Here is a 22,887-nt window from a genome sequence, read left to right on the forward strand (position 1 = left end):
CAAATTCTGTATCTCAAGGGATATGCACTTGGTTATGTTTCTATTTTTTTATTTAGCTCGTTAAGTATAATCCTTTTCCCATTTTTATTTGAAAATATTCCAAATCTTTTGATTTGAATTATTGATATAGCGATAAGAATAAGTCCACTTATCCCAAAAAACATTTTATTGTTTCTCTTCTTGCCAAATGCTAAGACCTCACCTTTTTTATAAGTGTCATAGTTAAAGATAACCGACCTTGAACCGTTTTCATCAATTTTTACAATTCTTGGCCCTATAAGCTCCCCCCCATCCTTATATTCGAAAATATAAGCTTCTCCTGAAAAGAAGTCAATTGCAGTGGGCATCCAATTCTTTTCTGATTTGTAAAATGTTTCATTTTGGCCATTGCTGAGAATTTTCACAATTCTCTTTCCAGCAGTTTCAGCCACATAAATATGTCCGCTATCTCCTTCGGTTATTCCTAGCAGTATATCATTATGAATATCTTTTTCCCTGTATAGTTTGGTAATAAGGTTTTTAGCAATAATTGAGCTTTTTCCATTGCTGTCAATTTTCACAATACAGCCATTATCTCTTCCAATTTCTGTGGCGTAAATGGTTCCCTCCGGTGCAACATAAACTGTCTGGTTCCATATAAATTGATAGTCTCCAATATCTTTTTGATTTCCGTTTAGATCTAACTCTCTTAAGTACTTGTGTTCTCTCAAACCGTAAACAATCTTCCCGGTACTTGCCGACCAAGCGCAGTTTCCGCCAAAAAAATCCTTATAGTCTTTAGTGTGATATAATGTATCAATATTTCCATTTTGCTTGATCTTAACCAATGTATAAGGGACTTCTCCATGTGCAGTTATAATATTACCTTCCTTGTCCAAGCTGACATTATGGGCGTGAAAATTTTCTAGAAGCAATATCAACTCTCCCTTATTCGTCAACTTCCAAACCGAACCCATCCCATTATGTGCAATATCAGCAAAGTAGATATTCTTATCCTTGTCCACGACAATGCCACAAGATGGGTGAGCATTAATACTTTGTGTTACCATTAAAAAAGCCACTAAAGCGAGTAGGTATTTTATGGTTTTCATATTCTTTAATTAAGCTCTAAAGTTATTTTCTTTGTAGCAAAACATAAGTTGATGATTTTCAGTCAAATCACCAATATTTAGCCTAGTAAAACATCACCAATTTCGTCCACACGAATCTCAAAAAGACCAGCAATTTTTGGCAATTTGAATACCCAGGTAAAAGCTAAAGCATCTCCATCAAGAGAAAGATTCCGCCCCGTAGGTAAAGTCAGTGCCCTGTACCATAAGTTGGGCTTCAGGAGGACCATGGCCCCTTACAATTAGTTAGGGGCAACTAATATACAGGAAGCCTGGAAAGATACCGGAAGGAATGATTGGGGTACAGGGGAGCAAATTATAAGATTTGTTATCAAAGGGGCTAATTGGACAGATATGCCCAAAGCGAAAAATAAAAATATAGGGATAAAGAAACTAAAGGTTGTTGATGGAAGCCGACATTGGTAATTCTTTGTCTATTTTTTCGGTTTGTTAAGAAACTTTTCGATCATCGGCACAACAAATTCATTTTCTTTTGTAAATGGTGTTATTGTAGTGATTTCGCCAATATATTCTCCGTGTCCACCTGGGACTATTGCTAATTCAGAGTCCTCAATTTGTCTATGCAATTCAAGGGCGTGTTCGGGGCTAATAATGTCTTTATCACCAATGATAATTAAAGTCGGGACTTTTATAGATTTAATTTGCTCGTCCGTAATGTCTTTGTAATTGATCATTCGCTTTGCATCTCGATCATGCATTACTTGTAAACTGCTTGTTTCTGGTGCAACTTTCTTGTATGCCGTTTTTAGTTGTTCGGGCATATCTTCCAATTTCGCTTGTTCCATAAATCCCCAAAACCATTTGGGAACGCCATTCCGTTTGGCAAGTGCAGAACCTAAAACAATCTTGTCAACTAGTTTGGGGTGCCGAATAGCAATTTGCAAAGTCGTTGTTCCACCATTGCTAAAGCCGAAGAAGTCAGCTTTGTCAACACTTAGTTTTTCGAGAAGTAATGCAATATCGTCCGCATCCTGTTCAAATGACAAGTCTGCATTTCTGTCACTCGTCCGTCCATGTGCTTGTAATTCAACTGCAATTACTTTTCTGTTTTTTGCAAATAATGGAATAACCTTTTCAAAATTAGACTGAATTGTCGAACCACCACCGTGAATGAGAACAAGCGGTTTACCTTGTCCGTAAATTTCATAATACATTTTCAGTCCGTTCACTTCTGAATATCCGCTGTCAAAAGTCAATTTGTCTGTCTTTGCCATTTCATTTTTTTTGCTGTTTTATTTTCGTTACACGATGTCAAAGTAAAAAATTGCAATTATTTTAATCATTCCAGTGACCGTTTGAACTTTATAAGCCATTCATTTATATGGTTGCCAAGGGGCTTTGCATAAGGTGCTACCGACCGAAGGAAGTTAATGGCCTTTAATTCCCATAATATAACAGCTTGGTTTTAGATTTTGGACTAAATCATGGCAATTGACAAAAAACAGCCAAAAAGAAAAAATAAAGAGATATGGGGAACTAAAGGTTATTCATGAAAGCCACTATTGTTCAAGATTTTTTAAGTTCAGACTTTCTGTATATCCGCTATTCCACCAGCAAGTATTACCCTTCAAAACATTCTCTCAAAAATGATCCATATTTCACAGAAATAATTAATTAAACCTGTCTTCCGCCAGGTAGATCAGTGAAAATCCGTGGAATCCGTGAGAAATAAAGCTACTGGCATGATTGCGGATAATCATATTGTTTAAAGTATCTAATTTGAAATAAAACGGTTCTGCTAAATTTATTTTGTTGTAATTATGTTCCAAATCAAATCCCTATTGTACTTTTTTCCACAAACTTTAATCTGATTCCAATTCCGCACTTTTTAGAATTTGCTCTACAATAGTTTTCTCATTAAACTATTTATATTCAATTGTCAGTCTATTATAATAATCAGAATCAAAAGCTTTCACCTATTTCACAAAATTTACCATAAAAACCTCCGAGCCCTCAGCGCCCTCTGTGGTAAAAAAATCCCATGTGTCCTTTGTGGTTAACCAAAAACAAACGCCCTAAAAAAGTAAAAGCCCCGCACACGCGAGGCTTTTGCCAACCCACAAAATAACAACATTCAACTATATAACTAATTCCGAAATATGCCTTATTTATTTACTTTCCTCCTCTGAAAGTTCATAACTGATATTGGACTTCTTGACCAGCTGTACCACTACTGGAATAGCTGCCAATGCCATCAATACCGCCCCTCCCAATAAAATATGATAGGGATTTGCAAAATAGCTTCCGGAGGTAAACACCCCTAGTATCACCAGGGTGCTAAAAGGCAGGGATACCGCCAGGATATTCAGGCCAAGCCCCATATCGAAAGTCTCCTCATGAGCTGCCTTATTGTCCAGTTTTTCCATACCCGAGACCGCTGACATATGCGCATAAGGCCAGAAGCTACAGGCACTTTGTGGAAATACTACCGCCAATAGGATGGCCGCTTCATTGGGCATGGGCACTAGCATTACGAGTAAACCACTGATGATAAAGGTGATCCCTGACCTGAAAGACAGCAAGGCGACGATCATCTTCAATTGATCCCATTTGAGTACTGCTGCCACACCGATGAAAATCAAAATAAGCGGTGTCATCAGGTTCTTCATTTGGATGATGGCCTCACTCAAGAATAAGGGCAAGCTATTGAGGGTAAAGCCAAAGCTCAATAAAATAATCGCCACGATCATTACCATATTGATGGGCTCATTGAGCATGGAAAGCAATAGGCCTTTGATCTTTTGGTTCCCACTGTGATTGACCGATTTATTGGCCTTATAATACCAACTCATGGCCAGCAAATAAGTCAAAATCAACACAAACACCTTGTTCCCAATATCTGCCAAGGCTCCCATGGCCAGGGCCTCATCTCCCAGGTATTCCACCAAAAAAGGAAAACAAGAGAGTCCAGGTGCCAAAGAAGGCAAGAGCATCATCAAGGTCCTCATCGTCGGACTATCATTATCTATCCCATATAATGGCAGGACATACTTACTGACAGCCAACATCACCAGGTTAAATACCAAGGCCAAAACAGGCAGGAACAAAAGGTCGGGCTGAATCTCAATCTTAAGCAAGGCCACAAAAATGATCGCAGGCAATGCTATATTGAGGATGATAATCTTCAGCCCTTTTTTATGCTCTTCTTTACTTAGTTTACTCTTTAGAAAAAAACCTATACCTATGAGTAATAGTAGAGATAGGGTTTTTTGTATAGCTATGCTCATGATAGACTAATTTAAATTAGGCGGTAACTTTCTTAAATGCTTCTAGGAAAATCTTCATCTCAGGCATGGTACCCATACTTACTCGGCACCAAGGCTTATCAAGGAAATTATAGGCTCTTACCCCTACGCCTTCGGCAAACATGGCCTTTAGGAACTTATCACCATCCATTTCAATAGGGAAGATCATAAAACTGGTAGAAGAAGGAATCACATCATAACCCATACCTGTCAAGGCAGTATAGGTAAAGTCCCTACATTCTTTGTTCATCTTCTTGCAGTCCGCGATGAACTGCTCTTCTTTCATACTGGTAATGGCACCTCTTAGGGAAGTTACGGATAGGCCCATGGTGCTTCTTACCTTACTGGTGATGCTTTCAATCCTTTCTGGCTGAGCAACGATATAACCGATTCTCAAACCTGCCATACCGTGAATCTTACTGAAGGTCCTGGCAATGATGACATCATAGCCTTCTGCTACCAAACCAGCCATGGTGTTTTTCTCAGAATTGTCCATGAATTCCAAATAAGCCTCATCCACAAAAATTGGAGCCTTCTTGGAAACAGTTTTACAGAAACTCTTCAACTTGTCTGCATTGGTAATAGAACCAGTAGGGTTATTAGGATTACATATATAAACCATCTTGGTATCACTGTCCACGGCACTTGCCATGGCGTCCAGGTCATGCGAAAAATCTGGCTTCAACGGAATGGCCTTCCAGTCAGCACCTATTCCTCTGGAGGTATTGATCAAGGACATATAAGTTGGGTCTGCTGACACAATATTTCCTCCATTAAGGAAACTTACAATGGCACTTTTCTCCAGCAAATCAGTAGAACCAGGGCCTAACATGATATTTTCCTTGGAAACTCCTTCTTTCTCAGCGATCATGTCAATCAAGGTAGCCGCATCACTATGGGCATATCTATTACCCAGAGAAACCGCTTCAGAAATAGAAGAAATCACTTTTTTGGCAGGGCCATAAGGATTCTCATTCGCCAAAAGCCTGGCCTTTAATGCCGGTGCACTTTCCTTGAACATGGGATCATGCTCCCAAAGCAAACTTTGAGGATTGATAGGTGCTACATGGGAAGAAACTCTTGAAACTGCCGCTCCCGCTAAAGATGGAGCCAATCCTATACCTCCAGCTGCTAATAAACTGGACTTGAGCCAAGCTCTTCTATTGATCTTTGTTGTCATGGTTGAAATGGTTAAAAACTTGAAAATTGAACTATAAATGATTTAAATACTTTACTAATAATGGGCTTATTGTAATGCTTCGCCGGGAGGAATTTTTCCGGACTTAAATAATCATCATTTATTTTGGGCTTCTATATATAAGTCAACCAAGGAATGGTTAACCTCCATAAAAACAGCGATATTTCACCCTATTTTTAATAAAAAAATGTGAATAGACAAAAAACCGGTTATTTTTTTAAATCTACAATTCAACCATTACCATAACACAATAATCCACAGCTATTAAAGACTATCCCATCCAAAGACATACTTTAAAGGCTAAATTCTTGATCTTGACACTATATTGCTCTCCATTTAATAAAAACACGATTAGCAATTCAATTTTGGCATAAAAAAACCTGAACAGCTGCGCCATCCAGGTTTTTGACCTATAGAATTACCCATTATAAATTCTTATTACGGATCATGTCAAATCAATCCACTCTTACTGTATGGTATTTTCTGAATTTTACATTTTTATAGGAACCAGTAAATTCAAGTTTTACCTGGTCTCCGGAACTGGCAGCTGTCAAGCCAAGGTCCTCCCAGCTCAATTCCAACATGACCATACCGTCCTGATCTGTCACCAAGGAAGAAACTTCCTCTGTTTGGTTGACATAAACAGTGATCGGCAGATCCATCACAGGAATAGAGTCGATTCCCACATTATGATCCAAAATACCAGATTTATCCAGCTCCATAAACTTGGCCATCACGCCTATTTCAGTATCAGCAGGAAAAGAGCTACCTTCAACCATCACCAATACCGGCGAGGCAACATTGGGAGTGGCCAAATCTTCAGCATCTGTACAAGAGAAATTCAAGAAGCTGACCAAAATCAATAATGCTCCTGAGATTTTATATGATATATTTTTCATGATTTTTTACTTTAGTTGAATACTGCTAATAAGGTACACACTGACTTAATCTTCCACCCACCAAAGTGGTATGCGCATATTATCTTCTCCACCTAGCATCCTAACACCTTCATCCAGGGCAGTTTTATTAAGTGAGTACTCTGAAGTTGGGTACTCAATTCTTGTTGGCAATACGCCTTCATTATAGAAAACTGCACTTGGGTGAGCCGGAGGAAAAACAGGATAACCGGTTCTTCTGTATTCTGTCCAGGCCTCTATTCCCTGGCCAAACAGCGCCAACCATTTTTGCGTCATGATGGCCTCTTTATCTACCGTGCCGATTCTGGATATATAATCATCCGGCATTACCAAACCGTGCTGATCAAAGGAAGCAGCAATAGCCTCTTCCAATAATGCTTCAGGGTCACCAGAGATATCTCCGTCAAATGCTGCCTCTGCCTTGATGAACAGCAGTTCGGCATAACTCATCAATATGCTAGGTGCAGTTGGATCCAAAAACTTGGTACCAATAGTGGAAGCAGTAAAAGTGCCAGCAGCCGCATCAGTCAAACCATTTGGGAGGCCAGCATAAGTTCCATCTGCCAAAGGCTGTGCATACACAGTAATGCGTTGATCATCCAATTCCAATAATTTATCGATCAGTGTACTACTGATATTCCAGTCAGAACGGGTAGAGAAAACGTCGAACATTTTATTTCTACTGCCGATCACATTTACATGGTGCAGTTGGGCAAAATCATCATTACTTGTAAATACCGGATAAGTGGATGGATCACCTAAAATCTCTGCCATGATGGCTTTGGATTCAGCTGGCTTTTTGGCTGCTTGGTGATTGGCGAGTTTCAACCTAAGGGAATTGGCAAACATTTTCCACTTCATGATGTCCCCTTCAAAAAGGATGTCACCACTAATGGCCGGACCTCCTACTTTTAAATTCTCATTGGCCATCTTCAAGTCAGCCATCAATCCAGCGTAAATATCTTCCATGGAATCATATTTAGGACTGTTGATAGCCTCCGCTGCAGTTCCTTTTAGAGCCTCAGAATAAGGAATAGGGCCAAAAACATCCGCCATATAGGAAAAGGTGAAGGACTTCATCACCAAAGCAACTCCATAGTAATTGCTATTGGTAAAATCCCCCTCAGGGCCTGAAAGCTTCAATACACTTTCAAAGTTCACCAAGGCATCATTATAAAGGGCATTCCAGGTTCCCGAAGAAACCGTCAAGGGAATCTCATAACTGTCCCCTTCGACATTGATATAAATATTTCGTGACAAATGCTGCATCCAGCACATGGCTGCATCTATATTCAACCTTTCAAATCTTTCCTCATGCCCCCAGTACCTATCTACTGAAACCTGAATAGCATTTGGCAGTAACAAGGCCGGTGAAATACTCACCGGGTTGTTAGGGTCTGTGTTCATTTCTTCAAAATCTCCGGTACAAGCCCCCATTGAAAGGCCCGCCGCTGAAATCATAAGAACGCTATATAGTTTTTTAATACTTTTCATAACTCGTTGTTTTTAGGTTCCTCAATTAAGATCAAAAAGTAACGCTTAGGTTAAAACCAATACTTCTTGTGGAAGGCTGCTGCCCGTAGGCAAAACCCTGCCCATTGCCACCTTTCATATCAACTTGAGGATCCATGTGTGGGTGATTTTTGTAAAGTAAGGCCAGGTTCCTTCCTACTGCCGACAACTTCATGGATTGTATAAAATTGTTTCCAAGGAAGTTTTTAGGGAAACTATAACCTAGGCTAAGCTGACGTAGTTTCACAAAGCTTCCATCAAAAATACCAGCTTCATGGTAGTTCCTAGGGTTCTGGGCATTCCAGAAAGTAGAAGCATTGACGATCACATCATTCTCAACATACACCGGAGACTCTTCAGTACCCACATTCATTACACCAGCACCAATGATTCCTTCTTCACGACCGATAGCTGTCTCAGCATATTGTCCCGTCTTGCGCGCCAAACCAGTTCCTACGTCAAATAGGTCTCCACCCATTCTGATATCGATCAAAGAACTCAATGACCAATTCTTATAGCTAAAGTTATTGGAGAATCCTCCCATCCAATCAGGCTGGATATTTCCAAGGGCAAAGGTTCCTTCTTCCAATTGAGGCAAACCCTCCTTATAAACAATCTCCCCTTCAGGAGAGCGTTGGTATCTTCTACCATAAAGAGTTCCATAAGGCTGTCCTACCCTAGCCTCTGAAGTCAAACTATTTTGGCTCTCCAAAGTGTAGTTCTCCAAACCTTCTGCCAATTCCACCACAAGGTTTCTGTTTCTAGAAAAGTTGAATGACATGTCCCAAACAAAACCTAAATCGGTTTTAATTGGCGTACCATAGATCATCAGCTCCACTCCCTTATTGGTAATTTCACCGGCATTTAAGATCTGACTGGCATAACCTGAGGACCTAGAGATGGACACTGCCAGAATTTGGTTGGTGGTCGATTGAGCATAGTAGGTGAAATCCAAGCCAAGTCTTCCTTCCAAGAACCTCAAATCCAAGCCTATTTCTTTACCGGTGGTGATCTCAGGCTTTAGGTTGATATTGGCAATCTCATCAGACTCTGCATAAGTTGGGGTGGTGCCTGCCCAAAGCCCCTGTGAATTATATACCTGGTTAAGCATATAAGGATTGGCATCACTACCTACCTGTGCCCAACTGGCTCGGAATTTCGCAAAGGACAATACATTACTTTGAATATTAAATATATCAGTCAGCACCGCACTCAATGCCAAAGATGGATAGAAAAAGGAGTTGTTTTTCACTGGCAATGTACTGGACCAATCATTACGACCTGTTACATCCAAGAATACGTAATTGTTCAATCCAAACTGCGCTGAAGCAAACAAACTGTTTACCTCTTGCTTTCTGATCATGCTTTCTGGCGTAACAGGGCTGGCATAGTTACCTAGGTTATAAAGACCGTCTATGGTCAATTCACTAACATCAACATAGTTTCTTTTATAGTAATTGGTCCTGTTGATTCCCCCTGCTTGGGCTTTCAATGAGAAGGAATTGGAAAAATCTTTATCATAGGTAAAAATAAAGTCACTGTTGGTTTCCTGGCTTCTCAACACTTCTTCTTCATAAGATCCCTTGGTAGTCACAAAGTTCTTTGTTCTCTCTACACCAGTCACATTGATTCTAGTATCAGTCCAGAAATCAGTACCTGTTCTCACCATTAAACTCAACTCATCAGTAAAGTCATAGTTCACAGCAATATTCCCTAACATTCTATCCTTTGTATTGGCATTGGTATAGAATTCCTGCAGGAAATAAGGGTTGGTAAAGTACTCATGTTGCCAGTTAGCATACGGATAGTCATCGCCATCCCGAAAAGTTTCCTTTTGGATATCATAATAATCTCTCCAGCTTTTCAATTTGGTGAAATCAGTATGTCTGTGTGACCAAATAAAGTCAGAGCTACTTGAATACCTTCTGTTATCAGAGCCTGATTTCACATACTCTGCACTGATGGTTACTTTCAGTTTATCAGTGAAATTATACCCAGTATTCAACTTGAAGTTATTTCTGTAATAATCATTATTGTACATGATACTATTCTGGTCGAGACGACCCACGGAAAGCCTGAAATTACCTTTTTCATTTCCACCAGAAACCGCTATGTTATTACTGATGGTCTTACCCGTTTCCCAGAAGTCCTCCCAGTTGTTTGGTTGGGGAGTCAATGCTACTTTTTCAGGAGCTGAATACCAAAGCGGAACCATTCTACCATCCATTGGAGCACCCCAACTCTCATCCACTCCAGCTGTTCCTCTAATACCATCTTCATCAAAGCCATTGCGGCCATCAACATAATAGGTCCCGTATCCTGCACCTCCTCCATAAATGTTTTGGAAGTTGGGTTTTACTAGCGGATTGTCAAAGGTCATATTTGAATTGATCGCAACACCAACTCCTTTTGTGCCGGAACCATCTTTGGTGGTTACCATGATAACCCCATTGGCGGCTCTGGAACCATATAAAGCTGCTGCAGTAGCACCTTTCAAAACATTAATCTCTTTAATATTATCTGGGTTGATTTCTGAAAGGCCATTACCATAAGTCCTAGATGAAGTCTGTTCCAAAGGAACACCATCTACAACCACCAAAGGCTGGTTACCACCTGCAACTGAGGAAGAACCACGAATAACTACATGGGCACCACTTCCTGGCATGGAGTTCCCATTGATCTGTACACCTGCTACCCTACCTGAAAGACTATTTACTACGTTTGGGGTTTGCGCTTCCGTAAGGTCATCACCCTTTACACTTTGTACAGTATAACCAAGTGCTTTTTTATCTCTTTCAAGACCAAAAGCGGTTACTACGACCTCATTCAACGCCATAGTACTGGAGCTAAGTACGATTGTAAATTCCGACTGGGCCCCCATAGCTACCTCTTTGGTTTCAAAACCGATGAAAGAAACCACCAAAACTTGGTCCGCAGCTCCATCTTCAATATCCAGAGTGAAATTGCCGTCAAAATCAGTAACACTACCTTTCATGGTTCCCTTTACCAAAACACTGGCACCCGGAATAGGCATTCCCTCCTCATCCAATACTACACCCTTTATTTTCTCAAAAGCCACCTTTTTTGGTTTAACAACAGTCGCTGAAAGGGATTCTTTAACAGATTCTTCAGCTTCTTTCTTCATGACAACATAAAACTCTCCAACCCCCTGACGATAGATAAGCTGGGAATCCTTCAGCAGATTGCTTAGGTTTTCTTCAATACTAAGACTACGATTTGGGATGAAATCCTTGGACCATTTTTCGTCAGCCAAATCAGATGGATAGGCTATGGACACATTATAAATGGCCTCAAGCTTACGAAAAACATCTGGCAGCGAAGGCTCTCTGGAGACCGTAAACCGATCCGGAACCTGGGCAAATTCGGCGAGTAGTTGGGACTTTGCCTCTTCAGAGAGAACAAAGGCTGCCATTAACACTAACACGCGTTTGGTAAATGTGTTTAGCATAGGTATTTGGTTAAGTGGTTAAAATACTCTCGTATTTTGGGCTCAGGTGTCAATTGACCATTTTGCTAAACAAGCCTGCCTCTCCCCTCGAATGGTAATCAGTTTTTTTTTTGGCAATATTCTTCCAGGGAAAGCCCATACACAGTTTTCCTGGAAGTACTAATATTAAATCAGTACTGATCTTAAGAATTATCAATTAAGGGTGAAGGGTGATCCCCCTTCTTCAGATCTTTTCGTTCGATCTGATTGAAGAATAATTTTATTTCTCTTCGGTTATTTCAATATCGACATCAAAAAGCTGTTCTAGATTCAATATCAAAGATTCAGGATTCCTAGTCAGTGGCAATGTCCCTGAAACTTTCTTTTCTCTCCAGCTAGAAGTATCTAAGCTTATTGTTATTCCATAAGTACCTCTCAACTTTTCAATGATCTCTGGCAAAGTGGAATAATCCATAATTAGCTTTCCATCCTTCCAGGCGTAATAACTCTCCAAATTACTCGGTGAATCTATCTCCACGCTTCTTTCTTGTGAATCAAACCGTGCCATCTCACCAGGCTTAAGAAAATGTTCCCTTTTGACCTCCTTGCTATCTTCAGTTAACATTACTTTTACACTGCCTGATTTCAACGCTACAGCATTGACTCCCTCTCTAACACTATAATTAAATTCCGTTCCGTAAACTTCGATCCCCATATCAGCTCCTTCATTTATAGTGAATCTTCGTTTATCAACGGTATGGAACACTTCAAAAAAGGCCTCTCCTTTTAAACTTACTTTCCTGTCAAACTTACCCAACCAGTTAGGCTCATAACTCAACTGAGAGTTGCCATTTAGCGTGACTTGTGTACTGTCTGGCAACTTCATGATCAGTACTTCTCCAAGATCAGTTTGGTAAATCACAGGTTTTAAACTCGGATAATATACCGAATAGGTAATTGCAGCGATCAATACCAAGGATGCTGCTGCTGCCATCACCTTGATAAATAATTTACCTATTGACTTTTGAGAATCGCTTTCCTTGATCTCACTTTTAAAGGACTGCTCTTTTATCGCCTTTAACATCCTGTTGCGAATCTCCAATTGCTCCTCCTGCCTCATCCCTGCAGTAACATCGTCTTCGGAATCGAAATCTTGATACCATTTATCAAGTGATTCTTTTTCCTCCTTACTGATCTTACCGGACAAAAATTTATCTAACAAATTATTGATCTCCTCTAGGTTCATTTTAACTGCTTTCTATACTTATGTCAACTTTATCATCTCCCCCCTCCATTATCATTCAAAAAAAATTAAAAAAACTTATGCATTTATCATAATACCATAAAAAAACATTATGTATTTAAATAATTCAGCAAACTTAAGTTTGGTAAAAAACAGTTACCTAGAGATTTAACTGTCCCAACACCCCAAGTATAACTGCCGAAAAAGAGTAGTTTTTCAAATTATTACGGAGGATTTTAAGCGCTTTGATCATATGCTTTTCCACCGTGCTAATGGAAATCTCCATATTCTCTGCTATTTCGGCATAGCTTTTACCTTCATTGTTTTTTAGGGTATATACTCTTTTGGCTTTTTCTGGTAGCCCTGAAACCTCCTTTTTATAGGCTTCATCCAATTCCTTATAAAATATCTTTTCCTCAATTTCACTTCCAAATGATGGTCTTTTTGAATTCACAAAGGCAACATACTTTTCCTTTACCATTTGGGATTTCATTTGATTGATCACCTTATACTTCATAGCAGTATATAGATAAGAGTTTAAGGAGGTATGGATTTCTAAACTCTCCCTTTTCATCCACATTTCCACAAAAACTTCCTGAACCAACCCCTCAACAATCTCCTTTTTTCGAAGTCGCTTATATCCGCTATTGAAAAGCAATTTCCAATACTTATCATACACTTCAACAAAGGCCAACTCGTTTCCTTTTCTGATTTGTTTAAGTAGTCTTAATTCGATTTCTTTCATGGGCTAGTGGTGTGGTTTTCGGAATAAACGAAATAAAAGCTGGAACAAAACAATATTAAAATCTAAACAAGATTAAATACAAACCTATTTAAACCAACTTTACGTCAAATTATAAATTTTAAGGTTAATTAAAAACTTGTTTTAACATTTTTTCAACAAAATCATTATTTACAAGTTAAAAACACAACCACCATTTACATATTTTACATTATACACATCAGCAATGGGATGAAATTAAAAATCAATATTTTTTCAATTGAAAAATAAAATTTTGATGTTTAAACAGATAATCCTATAAACTTGAGCGAAAAAGAAACTATATCAAAGATCAAAAACGACCATTCCATCTATAAAGTCAGGCTCCTCGTCAAAAACTTGCACATTTATTTTTCTCTTAATTTTATCTTCAGCCTTTTCTATTAAAAAATCCAAATATTCTTGGTTGATATCTTTGGCGACCAAAACCAAATCTATTTGTCCTGAATCAATTCCATGAGCATAGTCACCTACAACAATGGCCTTGCTCACATTGCCCAAATTTCGAATAACCACTTCTACCAAACGATCAAACCCTAGGTACTTGGCCACCATATTTTTCATTTCCTTAAAGAGCGGGTGTTTTTTATTGGCAGAATAAGATTTAGTATTCCCCTCTTTTTCTGACACCAAAATACCGGCATCCGATAGACGGTTCAACTCCACTCTCACTGAATTGGTGGATTCATTGAACTCTTCGGCCAATCCACGTAGATATCCCTTATTGGATTCCTGAGTAAAAAACTTAATCAGAAGTTTAACCCTGGTTTTTGAGGTGATCAATATATCTAACATGCTCCGAGGAAATATAACATAGACCCTTTTGTCTGAGTAAAAATCTTACTCATTTAAAACAAAATTAAGTTATTTAACCTAAAAAGCAATTTATGGTGCTGAAAATACAAAAGTGTAAATCCAGTAAAATGCCACCTTGTTTTCAACACTTTTACAATTAAAAAATAAAACCTTATTTATCATTTTTTTTAAGAAAAAGAGGCAATCTCAAAAAATAAGACAGCCTCCTTTCCAATCATTTCTCTAACACTATTGACCCAAAGGAAGACAAGATCACTTTACCTCCACTCACCTCCGCTCCTTTTAAGCTATAAATAACATTACTATAAGCCGGTGGCAAATCTACTTCTATAACTTTCTTTCCTATATTATGAAATACCATCAGATCTTGGGATGCTGTTTTCCTGTTATATGCCATAACAGGCTTGGGATACTTTTCAGAAGGAAGCTCCAAATCTCCTATGGCTAATGCAGGATTGGTATTGCGCAAATAAACAACCTGTTTATAATGATTATAATAACTGTCTGTATCCACCTTTTGCTTAGACAAAGGGACTACGGTTTTATCAGTAGTATTTAAGGGCTCGATCCAGCTAGTACGGCCTATATCCTTTGAAACTTCATCCCAAAGAAATGGCTCCCGAATATTCGGATCGGGCTTTTCACCCAACATCCCGATCTCTTCACCATAATATAAATAAGGAGCTCCGGGCATGGTCATCAAAATAGCGATGGCCTGCTTTTGCTTGTCCGGGTTTTTACCCAATTCATTTAACAACCTCGGCTGATCATGGTTAGAAGAAATGGTAGCATCTATAAAATCACTGGTAATCCCCTTGTAAAACTCAATAATCTCTTTTTGTTTTTTGGCCAACAGCATACCGTCCTCCATTCCAAAGGCATCCAAAAGAGTATAGTGAAAATCAAAATTGAACAGCGCTGGCAACCCTGTCAAATAAGGGGCGACTACCTCTTTCATATCATAAACCTCTCCTACCAAATAAATATCTGGTTTTATTTTTTCCATTTCAGCCCTAAACTCATTCCAAAAAGCATGGTTATCTACAGCCCTATCATCTGGATAGATATGCTTGGCTGCATCCAGCCTAAAGCCGTCTACACCAACTTCCTCTAGCCAAAACCTTCCTATATCGTAAATTTCTTCCCTAACCTTAGGATTATCAAAGTTCAAATCTGGCATATCCCCAGTAAAAAAACCATAATAGTAATCCTTTCCGTATCCTGGATCGTGCCATTGACGGATATTATCACTGTCCAAGGTGACCACTTTTTTATCCAAAAAGTCCTGAATTGTATCGGCCTGAGCCCAAACATAATAATCCCTGTATGGATTATCCCTACCCTTTTTTGATTCCAAAAACCAAGGATGTTCATCACTGGTGTGGTTAATGATCATATCAATGACCACTTTTATATCTCTTTTATGAGCCTCTTCAATAAGCTTTTTAAAATCTCCCATTGTCCCGTAATCCGGGTGGATGGCTTTATAATCTGTCACATCATACTTATGATAAGAAGGAGAAGGCATGATAGGCATAAACCAAATGGCATTGGCGCCAAGATCCTGAACATGGTCTAGCTTTTCAATAACCCCATTCACATCTCCGATACCATCTTCATTGGTATCATAAAAAGATTGGATAAAGATCTCATAGGTTATCCCCGCTTTAGGCCAATAGTTTTTCACCTCCTTGTCATTTTTTGGCTGGGTATCACAACCAAACGCTATCAATAAAGATACAGCACAGATGGAAAATTTTAATAGTTTACTCATTATACATTTGGTTTTTGGGCACAAAAAAACCGCCTCAGAAGTCATCTAACCACTCAGATCAATCTGCATTTTCTTGAATTCCAGTTTTCGGAAATTCTTGCTATTGAACAAAGATGTTAAAGTAAACTCCTGAGACGGTTCCTATACCGCATTATAGAAATAATTAGTTTCTATTCACCGCATTAAGCATGTCGAAGGCAACTTCAAGACGCTTCACAAAGCTCTCTTCACCTTTTCTCAACCACACTCTCGGATCATATTTCTTCTTATTAGGTACATCTGGACCTTCAGGGTTACCCAATTGAGACTGAAGATAACCTTCATTCTCCTTGTAATAATTAAGAATACCTTCCCAGAATGCCCACTGCATATCTGTATCGATATTCATTTTGATAGAACCATAGCTGTTGGCTTCTCTGATTTCCTCTACAGAAGAACCTGATCCACCATGGAATACGAAGCTTACTGGCTTACCGCTCAATCCGAATTTCTCACAGATATAATCCTGAGAGTTTTTCAAGATCTTAGGCTGCAAGCTTACATTACCTGGCTTGTACACACCATGAACATTACCGAAGGCAGCAGCGATCGTGAACAAGTCACTTTGAGCTTTAAGGGCTTCATATGCATAAGCAACTTCCTCAGGCTGAGTGTAAAGCTTAGAGCTGTCAATATCTGTATTGTCAACACCATCTTCTTCACCTCCAGTTACACCTAATTCAATTTCAAGAGCCATTTCGTATTTCTTGAATTCAGCTAGGTATTTTACAGAAGTTTCAATGTTTTCCTCAAGGCTTTCCTCAGAAAGGTCAAGCATGTGAGAACTGAACAATGGTTTCTTAAAAGCTTCATAATACTCTTTACCTGCAGCCAACATACCGTCTACCCAAGGGATCAACTTTTTAGCAGCGTGGTCAGTGTGAAGGATTACCGGTACTCCGTAAGCCTCAGCCATTTTATGAACGTGCATAGCACCTGAAACAGCACCTGCAATAGAAGCTTGTTGCTTATCATTAGCCAGACCTTTTCCGGCAAAGAATTGCGCACCACCGTTTGAGAACTGAACGATAACAGGTGAATTTACCTTTTTAGCTGTTTCCAAAACTGCATTGGCAGTACTGGTGTTGATTACATTGACAGCTGGTAAAGCAAATTCGCTCTCCTTGGCATAGTCCAACAAATCTTTCAATTCTTCACCGAACTTAATCCCTGGTTTGAATTTCATAATTGAATGGTTTAATGGTTTGATTACTTTTTGATAAATTGCTTTCTTAGCATCTGACGATTGTCATAAAGCTCAAAGATATAAAGACCTGCTCTAATATCCTTTAATTGAAAGGCTAAAATCTTATCATTTCAGTAATTTGTCCCCTCAAACCACACTTTTCCACTCATATCAATAATTCTATATATAAATTCCCCGATTTTCTCTGGCAATTCCACATTTAAGGTTCCGCTTACCGGTACTGGAAAAAGCTTGATTTCATCGAACTTTCTCCCTTCTTCCGGTAAGGCTGTAATCAAATCCAACGACCTGATCTCTACCTCAGGCTTTGGTAATTTTTTATTGGTAAACACCAAGAATTCATTGGCTTCGAGATCCAGAATCCGCGAGTCTCCCACTACCTCTATTTCTTCTCCGCTTATATACTCATACCAAGTCCCCGAATAAGGAAAGTCCACACTTTTCTGCTTCACTTCTTGCAAACCAAAATTCCCTATTAGCACCACATCCAAATCCTCCCCAACCAAACTAATCACTTTGACGGCATTAGCTAAATCAAGAGATACCTCTTTTGGGTAATTGAAAACAGCATACTCCTGCTTCAATTTTATCATGGCCTTATATAAATAATACAGTCTCAACCGCTCCTCATTCTCTAAATACCCCCAATGAGGCGGTTTAACACCTAAACGATCATTGTCCAGCTCTACATCATAGCCCATTTCTCCGAACTGCCAGATCATTTTAGGCCCCGGTAGGCCAAAATAGAAAGCAGTCAATAGCTGGTTCCTGTCCACTGCATTTTCCAAACCACGTAAATCCAAAGGTGAACGCTCACCAAAACTCAATGTCTCCCACATTAACCGCTCCTCATCATGGCTCTCCATATAGCTGATCAGATGGTTTTTCTCCCAACCCCTGGTTTTATAATATGAATAGGAAAAGTCCAAAGATTCACCCTTGGCCATTTGCCGAAAGCTATGATTCATATTTCCCCACAGGATCATAGCATAATCCGCAAGGATTTTTTCCTCTGCATTTTCAGCAAGATGCTCCAATATTACATAGGCATCAGGATGATGGGATCTGATTTGATCATATATTCTTTTCCATATCTCAATTCTACTCTCATCAAGCTGAGACCACTTAGCTACATCATTTCCTGCATCTTGCTGGGTAAATCCTTTGCTCAAATCAAAGCGAAAACCATCTATATGGTATTCAGACATCCAGTAATGGTTCACCGAGTCCACCAGATCCTGGGTATACTTGCTTTCATGGTTGAAATCATAACCCACATTAAAAGGATGGGTAGCAGTAGTGTTCAGCCAAGGGTTCTCAACTGTAGGAGCTCCATAGTCTCCCTCATTGTACAGCCGCACAAAAGGGCTTTGGCCAAAAGCATGGTTTAAGACCATATCCATTATCACTACCATCCCCCGCTTATGCGCTTCATCAACCAGTCTTTTCAGCTCATCTCTGGTCCCATAATACTTATCCGGTGCAAAGAAAAATGAAGGATTATATCCCCAGGAAAGATTCCCTTCAAATTCCATCACGGGCATTAACTCAAGGGCATTTATACCTAAAGATTGCAGATAATCCAACCTTTCAGTTACTGCATTATAGGATCTCCTTTCATCGAAATCCCTTACCAACAACTCATAAACGACTAACTCTTCAGCCAGTGGTTTTTCATAATTATTGTATTTCCAATCATATTTTTCTTGGGCAGTCTGTAGATAAGAAGCCTGAAACTCTTGCCCTTCTGGATAAAGCTTTAAGCCTGGGTATTTTCCCAAATCAATGATTTCTTGATCATGGAAAGGGTCAGCTATCTTTTCAGCATATGGATCTGCTATTTTCGTTTTTCCATTCACCAAATATTGAAACATATACTCCTTATTTGGTTCCAAGTCATCCAGCTCTAACCAAAATATTTCTCCAGCTGCTGTTATGTTCATTTGAAAAGCTGGCAATACTTTCCAGTCATTGAAATCACCAATAACAAACACATTATCCTTTCTAGGAGCTTCAAGCACCAAAGCCACTTTGGTTTCAGAAAGGTAGTTTATCCCCTTCCTTAAGCCATTGGGAAGCTCTTTCACCTCACTATCCGCAAACACATTTACTGACAGGCTTTTTGAAACCTCCAACCCAACTTTTTCTCCCTTTCCTACAAAAAGAAATTCACCCGGTTCATCAGAAACAAAACTATAAGCTAAGGAACTGCCCTCATTTTCAAAAGCCACTTCAAGACCATTCAGTTCAAGACTTATCCTTGCATTTGAGCTAGCCTGGATTTCAATTGCCAATTCTTCCCTTTGCTTAAGAAATACCCTTTCCCCAGTTGGCTCTTTAAAGGAAATATCAAATCCCTGAGCCAGGTTAATAAAGAAGTCCTCATTGCTTTCACTCTTTCCCTCCTTAGTCCCATCAGCATTTCTGAACACTAGCCCGAGCCTGAAAATCGTTTCATCATTTGCCCTTTCGAAAAACTCATTCGGGACCAATTCAAAAAACCAAAGATCATCTTCGCCTTCCACTCTGCTCATCTTGGCGGCTGGATCTGAACTCCCCCACTCAAATGGGACTACGGACCAAAAGTTGGAATTCTCGCTTTCTGTAATCGCACCAATATGAATACACACCTCTTCCTCACCCTGTAATTCAGAGACTTCTGAGCTGGCATCATAAATGATTCTCACCTTTTCATCTGCACGTGGGAAACTAGGCTTAGTACTTACTTGCCCCCAAACTAGCACAGGAATACAAGCCATTACAAGTACCAGTAATGCATTTTTAAGGTGAAAATCTTTCATTTGGTTATTTGAGGTCTATAAATAAGGCTGTTTCTAAGTCCTCAATTTCATTGTTGGGATAAGAATGAAATCCGTAATGTTTTTGAAACAGCCTTAGTTTTTCAGATAGAAGGATTTAATTTTTCACTAGAGTATAAGACACTTCTCCTGGAACTTTGAAATCCATTGTAATCGTATAGTTGCCTGCTTCTAAAATGGCTATATCAGAACCTCCAGCCTCTAACTCTCCATCGCCCTCATCATCTCCGTAATTATTATCCCAAGCATCATTGGCCCTAAACTTCATATTCCCAACACTTAGAGCAGTAGTAAGGGTCAAAATATTTTCATCTGCATTATATTCCATTGGAGTGGAACTGTCCCAACCTCCAGTAGTAGCATCACCAATGATTCCCCAATAAAGAGGAGCCCCGATACTATAGGTTTTATCATTTAGGTTTACCGTCAATTTATAGGTTCCCTTGGCATCCACTTTCAGGTTTGCTCCTCCTGCATCGAGGATACCGTCTGCACCATCATCCCCGTAATTCACATCCCAGTTTGGTCCTTCATTTACTTTAAATTCCCCGTTTCCAGTTATTAGATGTACAAAACCTTCGTAAACATTATTCGACTTTACTGAATATAGAATTGTGTTTTCATTGGCAGGGTTCCAGCCTTGATAATCTCCAGGAACGTACATTTTAGGATATTGTAAGGCTACCTCATAGGGAGTCAAGGACATAGTAATAGTCTCAGAAAACTCATCACTTACATTGTCATTAAGAAATGCCTTTATCCTCATCTCTACTGTCGTTCCTTCATTGGGCATCAAACCTCTGCTTAATAGTTTTTGATTCAAATCAGCATAAGTCAATATCGCTTTATTGCTGGTAGAGTTAATTACATCTACAGATTCAGCAAAGCCATTACCTACCAGGTCCATTTGAACGGTATACCTGGTTGCTGCTGAAAATCCATAATCGGCTTCCTGGTATTCAAATATTACTTCCTTCGTTTCTTCCTCTGCTGTAAGCACCAAGGAGGTGCCAGATTCCGGGCTCATCAATACTGGAGATTGGGGATCACTGCTGATCACCGGATCCAAGTCTTCGCTACACGACCAAATCATCGCTATGGTCAACAACCAAAATATATTAGAATAATATTTTTTCATGTTTTGAGAAATTTGGGTTTAGTATCCGTTGTTTTGCTCAAGGTTTGGATTGGCCGTCAAGTCTGCAGTGGGAAGTGGATAAATATCCCTGAACGAATCCACATCTCTGCCTTCAAAGGTCCCACCTTTCCATTGCCATACATAGTCCGCTGTAGTGAACCTACCAAATCTGATCAGGTCAGTTCTTCGATGAGCCTCCCATTTCAACTCACGGGCCCTTTCATCAATGATAAAATCAAGGGTCAATTCCCCAGCTGAAATATTTCCGGAAGCATCACCATAAGCTCTCTGTCTTAATTCATTAATATAAGCTAAAGCCTGCCCTAGACTTCCTCCACTACCACCTCTTAAAATAGCTTCCGCATACATCAAATAGACATCCCCCAACCTGAACATTGGGAAATCTGTATCCACCTGATCATTTCCTGGACTAGAACCTCTCTCTCCATCTCTGGTAACATTTTTGTATTTCTTCACAGCATATCCATCTTGAAAAAGGGAAATATTCTCTATATCTAGGTTTTGTTCATCAGTATGAAATAATCCCCTTGCATCCGGTGTGCCATTTGTACCAGGATAAAGGGCAACTATTTCTGGTCTGGTTCTAATCCCTTGCCATCCCCCCGGAATTCCAAATTCCTCTCTGTCCATCGTACCTCCTACAGCCGCATTGACCAAAAAGGTGGTTCCTCCAAATGAAGTTGTGTTCACCCCATCAAAAGCCACAGAAAAAATCAATTCTTGGGAAAGATGATTATCAGCTAAAAACAGGTAATTATAATTTGGTTCTAAAGTATAACCACTATTCAAAACCTCATTCAAATAAGTCAATGCCTCAGAATAGTGATCTTCTTCGATATACACTTCTGCATTAAGGTAAAGCTTTGCCAAAAGCATCCAGGCTGCAGCCTTATCGGCCCTGGCATACTCATTTTGCCTTGCATCTACCAGCATAGGTAATATTTCCAGCAATTCGCTTTCTACATAATCAAACAACAATTGTCTATTGCCCTGCTCTGGGAAATAGGCTCCCACTCCATCTTCCTCCGTCACAAAAGGGACATTCCCATACATATCCAATGCATGATAATAACTTAAAGCCCTTAGAAATCTGGCCTCAGCCCTGAAAATCCTTGCCACTTCCTGATCAGCTTCAGCGATACCTCTACTGGCCATCTTTTCATCACTGGTTTCCCTGATATATTCATTGGCTAAAGAAATTTGATAGAATATCCTATAGTACATTGCAGCTATGAAACCATTGTCAGAAGTCCATTGCATGGTATTCAAGGTAGGCAGGCCTTCATCATTCCAAGCAATAATCGCCTCATCTGTTGGCAACTCCTGCAATTTCCAATATGCCCTGATATAAGTGGAAGCTCCCTCGTCCAAACCACTGATATCCGGTTTTCCCGCAGGCCCTTCCTGTCCACTTACCGCTAGCCCTCCATAAAGCTTGGCCAATACATTTTTATAATTATCAAAATCTTCATAAACCTGTATGGATGTCACCTCATTATAGGGCTCTAGATCCAGATTTGTGCATGATGCCACGGCAAACAAGCCCAACACCCAATTGATTTTATATATCCAATTAATTTTCATTGTTATTCAGGGTTT

16 protein-coding genes are annotated in these 22,887 nt (G+C 39.5%); all 16 read right to left on the reverse strand.

Features of this window, described 5'->3' with window-relative positions; all coding sequences use genetic code 11:
• Positions 1–32 precede the first annotated feature (32 nt).
• Positions 33–878 (reverse strand): NHL repeat-containing protein, encoded by an 846-nt coding sequence (locus tag KMW37_RS16800; protein WP_215225817.1) that lies wholly within the window; start codon positions 876–878, stop codon positions 33–35.
• Positions 879–1,168: 290 nt separating this feature from the next.
• The gene (locus KMW37_RS16805; protein WP_215225818.1) at positions 1,169–1,339 is read right to left on the reverse strand and encodes a hypothetical protein; all 171 of its coding nucleotides are present in this window, start codon (positions 1,337–1,339) and stop codon (positions 1,169–1,171) included.
• A gap of 204 nt (positions 1,340–1,543) precedes the next feature.
• Positions 1,544–2,344 carry an alpha/beta fold hydrolase gene (locus KMW37_RS16810; RefSeq protein WP_215225819.1) on the reverse strand — a complete coding sequence of 267 codons (801 nt, stop codon included), beginning with the start codon at positions 2,342–2,344 and terminating at the stop codon, positions 1,544–1,546.
• Positions 2,345–3,238: 894 nt separating this feature from the next.
• Positions 3,239–4,357: an AEC family transporter gene (locus KMW37_RS16815; protein ID WP_215225820.1), complete on the reverse strand. Its 1,119-nt coding sequence runs from the start codon at positions 4,355–4,357 to the stop codon at positions 3,239–3,241.
• Positions 4,358–4,373: 16 nt separating this feature from the next.
• On the reverse strand, positions 4,374–5,555 hold the full coding sequence (locus KMW37_RS16820; protein ID WP_215225821.1) for a pyridoxal phosphate-dependent aminotransferase: 1,182 nt from the start codon (positions 5,553–5,555) through the stop codon (positions 4,374–4,376).
• A 473-nt stretch (positions 5,556–6,028) separates the two neighbouring features.
• Positions 6,029–6,472 (reverse strand): hypothetical protein, encoded by a 444-nt coding sequence (locus KMW37_RS16825; RefSeq protein WP_215225822.1) that lies wholly within the window; start codon positions 6,470–6,472, stop codon positions 6,029–6,031.
• A 45-nt stretch (positions 6,473–6,517) separates the two neighbouring features.
• Positions 6,518–7,984 (reverse strand): SusD/RagB family nutrient-binding outer membrane lipoprotein, encoded by a 1,467-nt coding sequence (locus KMW37_RS16830; RefSeq protein ID WP_215225823.1) that lies wholly within the window; start codon positions 7,982–7,984, stop codon positions 6,518–6,520.
• Between the two features lie 31 nt (positions 7,985–8,015).
• Positions 8,016–11,471 (reverse strand): SusC/RagA family TonB-linked outer membrane protein, encoded by a 3,456-nt coding sequence (locus KMW37_RS16835; protein WP_215225824.1) that lies wholly within the window; start codon positions 11,469–11,471, stop codon positions 8,016–8,018.
• A gap of 259 nt (positions 11,472–11,730) precedes the next feature.
• Positions 11,731–12,696, reverse strand: a complete 966-nt coding sequence (locus tag KMW37_RS16840) for a FecR family protein (protein WP_215225825.1) — start codon at positions 12,694–12,696, stop codon at positions 11,731–11,733.
• A gap of 157 nt (positions 12,697–12,853) precedes the next feature.
• Positions 12,854–13,438 carry an RNA polymerase sigma-70 factor gene (locus tag KMW37_RS16845; RefSeq protein WP_215225826.1) on the reverse strand — a complete coding sequence of 195 codons (585 nt, stop codon included), beginning with the start codon at positions 13,436–13,438 and terminating at the stop codon, positions 12,854–12,856.
• 321 nt (positions 13,439–13,759) lie between these two features.
• On the reverse strand, positions 13,760–14,269 hold the full coding sequence (locus KMW37_RS16850; RefSeq protein ID WP_215225827.1) for a winged helix-turn-helix domain-containing protein: 510 nt from the start codon (positions 14,267–14,269) through the stop codon (positions 13,760–13,762).
• Between the two features lie 235 nt (positions 14,270–14,504).
• Positions 14,505–16,064 carry an alpha-amylase family glycosyl hydrolase gene (locus KMW37_RS16855; RefSeq protein WP_215225828.1) on the reverse strand — a complete coding sequence of 520 codons (1,560 nt, stop codon included), beginning with the start codon at positions 16,062–16,064 and terminating at the stop codon, positions 14,505–14,507.
• A gap of 163 nt (positions 16,065–16,227) precedes the next feature.
• Positions 16,228–17,289: a class II fructose-bisphosphate aldolase gene (fbaA, locus tag KMW37_RS16860; protein ID WP_215225829.1), complete on the reverse strand. Its 1,062-nt coding sequence runs from the start codon at positions 17,287–17,289 to the stop codon at positions 16,228–16,230.
• A gap of 131 nt (positions 17,290–17,420) precedes the next feature.
• Entirely contained in the window at positions 17,421–20,111 is a 2,691-nt protein-coding gene (locus KMW37_RS16865) for an alpha-amylase family glycosyl hydrolase (RefSeq protein ID WP_215225830.1), read from the reverse strand.
• A 115-nt stretch (positions 20,112–20,226) separates the two neighbouring features.
• Positions 20,227–21,267, reverse strand: coding sequence for a SusE domain-containing protein (locus KMW37_RS16870; protein WP_215225831.1), 1,041 nt, complete (start codon positions 21,265–21,267; stop codon positions 20,227–20,229).
• Between the two features lie 18 nt (positions 21,268–21,285).
• Entirely contained in the window at positions 21,286–22,872 is a 1,587-nt protein-coding gene (locus KMW37_RS16875; RefSeq protein WP_215225832.1) for a RagB/SusD family nutrient uptake outer membrane protein, read from the reverse strand.
• Positions 22,873–22,887: the final 15 nt, after the last annotated feature.

The organism is Echinicola shivajiensis (genome assembly GCF_018642165.1).
GTDB classification, from domain to species: Bacteria; Bacteroidota; Bacteroidia; order Cytophagales; family Cyclobacteriaceae; genus Echinicola; species Echinicola shivajiensis.